The organism is Plesiomonas sp. (assembly GCF_051650925.1).
Taxonomy (GTDB): domain Bacteria; phylum Pseudomonadota; class Gammaproteobacteria; order Enterobacterales; family CAMTGL01; genus Plesiomonas.
The window spans coordinates 1-3,858 of sequence record NZ_JBOFRH010000611.1; the positions used below are offsets into that span (position 1 = coordinate 1).

Genomic DNA, 3,858 nt, shown 5'->3' on the forward strand with positions numbered 1-3,858 from the left:
GGATTAGGCAACCGCTGCTGCTCTATCCAACACTCGACAAAACGTTTTGGCAGCCAGCGCGACAGCGCATTTTTCAAGCTCAGATTTGGCTGTGTCTGCCGCAACTGCTCCAGCTCGGCTAGCAGATCAAGATCGGGCAGCAAATTCACGCTGACCGTTTCCCCCGCTTTCCAGTAACTGGAGATCTGCAAAATCGCCGGCCCCGATAGACCACGGTGGGTAAATAGCAGGTTTTCACGAAACACCACCCCTTGCTGTGATTCAACACTCACCGGAATAGCAATTCCCGCCAGCGATTGCTGGGCATCAAGCTCAGCTTTGTGCAGCGTAAATGGCACTAATCCGGCACGGGTGGGGATAATCGGCAGTGAAAACTGCTCGGCAATCCGATAACCCAGTGGTGTTGCGCCCAGCCCCGGCATTGATAATCCGCCACTGGCCACAACCACCGACTGACAACAAATTGCTCCGCCGCTGGTCTGCACTAAATACGGTGCATCGGCACTATACGGTACATCGGCGCTGTCGGCTGTCTGTTCAGCGACAACCCGTTCAACCGCACTAACATCACACCGTAGGCGGATTTGTGCACCGTGCTCGGCACATTCGGCCAGCAACATGGCCACGATCTGCTCGGCAGAGTCATCACAAAACAACTGACCGAGGGTTTTCTCGTGATAAGCAATATTGTGTTTTGCCACCAGCGCAATGAAATCCCACTGGGTATAGCGTGAAAGTGCTGACTTACAAAAATGTGGATTTTCAGACAAATAGGCAGCCGGCTCGATATACAAATTGGTGAAATTACAACGGCCACCGCCCGACATCAAAATTTTACGTCCGGCTTTTTTACCGTTATCCACCACCAGCACACGTCGCCCACGCTCAGCGGCCATTGCCGCACACAGTAACCCTGCAGCCCCTGCCCCGATAATCACTACATCAAATTCAGTCTTCACACTCGCCTCTAGTTCACTTTGTTGCCGCCGCGTATTCACTGGCGGCCACCAAATCATCGGCGGATTGTAATGGGCTTTCCGGCTAACCACCAGATATCGTCAAAGCCTTAAGAACAATAAAGAAGCGATAATCTAGGGAAACAGAATAAAAAGAGAGTCTTAAATCTATTTTAAACAGAAAAGATAAAATGCAACGAAAAACACGACATAACGTAAAACAGCATAAGAGAAATTAAAAAAAGCTGAAGAGGAAATACCGACATAACACCTAAACACAGTATTGAAATAAGCGCGTTACGCACCCGATCAATAACAACTGAATGGAAAAAGCATAAAAACGCTAAATTGCGTCATGAAATGGCACAATCATCGTGAAATGCGAGCTTAACCACGGATTTACCCACAGGGTTCATTGCAAAAGCAGATATAAATGTAATTAAATATTAATTTATTTATAAATCAATTTGTTAATAATCACAATCACTTAAGGTTACGGGTAACAGCGTGCAATTATTCCTGCCTTTTTTGCGGCACTTTTAAAAATAACTCGAATTTTCGCTTTGTAGCGGCGCTATTTATATTGATAATGCGCCAGTCTGATGACGGTTTTATGGCTTATTTTATGTTTGATATATTTACCGGTCTTGATACTCATATCGCCATTCTGCTTGGGCTGGCGTTATTATTTGTTTTGGCTTACGAGTTTATTAACGGATTTCACGACACTGCCAATGCGGTAGCGACGGTTATCTACACCAAAGCAATGCCGGCACAACTTGCAGTTGTACTGTCGGGATTTTTTAATTTCTTCGGGGTGTTGTTAGGAGGGCTAAGTGTCGCCTACGCCATTGTGCACCTGCTGCCGATTGATCTGTTGGTCAATATCAGCTCGACACATGGCTTGATCATGGTCTTCTCAATGCTATTGACCGCCATTGTGTGGAATTTTGGCACATGGTATCTGGGGCTACCGGCCTCAAGTTCGCACACCTTAATCGGTTCGATTCTGGGTGTCGGCGTGGCCAATGCATTGATGACACACACCTCGATCAGTGATGGAGTGAACCTCAAAAAAGCGCTGGATGTGATGCTTTCGCTGATCGTCTCGCCACTGGTTGGCCTTGCGGTTGCCGGTGTGGTGCTGCTAACGCTAAAACGGCTCTACCCGACATCGCACATGCATCTTAACCCAGAAGAGCGTCAACTGCTCGATGGCAAGAAGCATCCACCATTTTGGCCGCGCACTATGCTGATCCTCTCCTCATTTGGTGTCAGCTTTGCACACGGCTCGAATGATGGCCAGAAAGGGATTGGTCTGCTGATGCTGGTTTTGATCGGTATCGCACCATCGCAGTTCGTGGTCAACATGGATGCCAGCAAGTACGAAATCGCTAAAACTGCCGATGCAGCAGAGCATATTGCCGGCATTTATGCCAGCAACACAGGGGTATTAGATGCCTTTATTGCCAGCCATCCGGTGAGTACTGAAGACAACGCTATTCCACAGGGTAAATTCCACTGTAATCCGGCGCAGACGCGTGAATCATTGGATAAGCTGGGGAATCTGCTGCGGGGCGTAAACAGTTACAGCGATCTGGATACCGAGCAACGCCGGATGACGCGCCGTTTGATCCTGTGTATTGATGATACCGCAAAGAAAGTGGCATCACAGCCGGGGTTATCGAAGTCTGACTCTAGCAATCTCAATACCTTACGTGCCGATCTGAATCAGACCACTGAGTATGCTCCAACGTGGGTCATTGTGGCTGTCGCACTGGCACTGGGTCTGGGTACACTGGTCGGCTGGCGTCGTATTGTGGTCACTGTGGGTGAAAAAATTGGCGAACGCGGTATGGGCTACTCTCAAGGCATGGCAGCGCAGATCACAGCGGCCTCTGCTATCGGGATCGCCAGTATTACCGGTATGCCGGTATCGACTACGCACGTACTCTCTTCCGCTGTAGCGGGATCGATGTTAGCCAACAAAAATCGCCTGCAATCAGGCACAGTGAAAAGCATTCTGATGGCGTGGGTATTCACCTTACCGGCCACCATGCTGCTCTCTTGTGCACTCTTTTGGATCGCAAGCTACGTTATCCTCTGACCGTACACTTTTTCCGTCATCAGATAATCAGAACGATTACACCATCGGCAGCCCTCGGGTTGCCGATGTTGTTTTAGCGCTACTCAGCCAATACCGCCGCTTCCGGCAGAAAAATACTCAGCAACAGCGTGGCCAGCATCAGCAACAATAAGCTGCTGGTAAAGATAAATAGCTGCCTAACTTTGGCGCATTTTTCGATAAATAGCGGATCATGGTGGGATAAATAACGCTGTTCACGCAGATAGTGAAACAGCCGGATCTGCTTTGAGATCACCCCTGTTGCACGAAAAAAACCGCGCCCATCAACCTGTAAATACAGGTACGGGTCACTTTCCCGCATAATAAACAGCAGCACTTTCAGGCTAGAAATATAGCGTGCAATATTCACGACGCTGATCAGCAGTAAAATCCAAACAACCCAGTGTAAATCCATCTACCTACTCTCTTCCGTATTCCGTTTACGGTGTTCTGTTTTAGTTTCTATGGTGCCATATTCAGAGCAAACACATGTAGTGCAAAATAGATATCGCGCAACGAAATAGATATAGCGCAGTTCAGGCGAAGGATCTATCCTGCACGGCGCTATTTCTTACTTCGGTTTCGCTCAAACTGTCACGCAGATTATTCCGCGCTGCTGGCTACCGCATTGGCATTACCGGTTTGCGCCAAAGCTTTCAGATCTTTATCGATAAAGAACAATGCCTTACCATCTTCACCCACCAGCTCAATCTTATCCAGAATGCTTTTAAACAGCTTCTCTTCTTCGTGCTGCTCGGCCACATACCATTGCAGGAA

3 protein-coding genes are annotated in these 3,858 nt (G+C 48.3%); 1 reads left to right on the forward strand and 2 read right to left on the reverse strand.

The features are described from left to right. Positions 1–896 (reverse strand): aminoacetone oxidase family FAD-binding enzyme (locus ACRC27_RS14760; RefSeq protein ID WP_438640220.1); only part of this gene is annotated, 896 nt, incomplete at its 3' end. Between the two features lie 685 nt (positions 897–1,581). On the opposite strand from ACRC27_RS14760, the gene ACRC27_RS14765 reads away from it, so the two are divergent. Next, positions 1,582–3,063, forward strand: coding sequence for an inorganic phosphate transporter (locus ACRC27_RS14765; protein WP_438629326.1), 1,482 nt, complete (start codon positions 1,582–1,584; stop codon positions 3,061–3,063). 79 nt (positions 3,064–3,142) lie between these two features. On the opposite strand, the gene uspB is transcribed toward ACRC27_RS14765, so the two are convergent. Next, entirely contained in the window at positions 3,143–3,496 is a 354-nt protein-coding gene (gene uspB / locus ACRC27_RS14770) for a universal stress protein UspB (RefSeq protein WP_438640219.1), read from the reverse strand. Between the last annotated feature and the right edge of the window lie 362 nt (positions 3,497–3,858).

Coding starts and splice junctions, on each gene's coding strand:
- ACRC27_RS14765 (WP_438629326.1), top strand. CDS start 1,582: ATGTTTGATATATTTACCGGTCTTGATACTCATATCGCCATTCTGCTT.
- uspB (WP_438640219.1), bottom strand. CDS start 3,496: ATGGATTTACACTGGGTTGTTTGGATTTTACTGCTGATCAGCGTCGTG.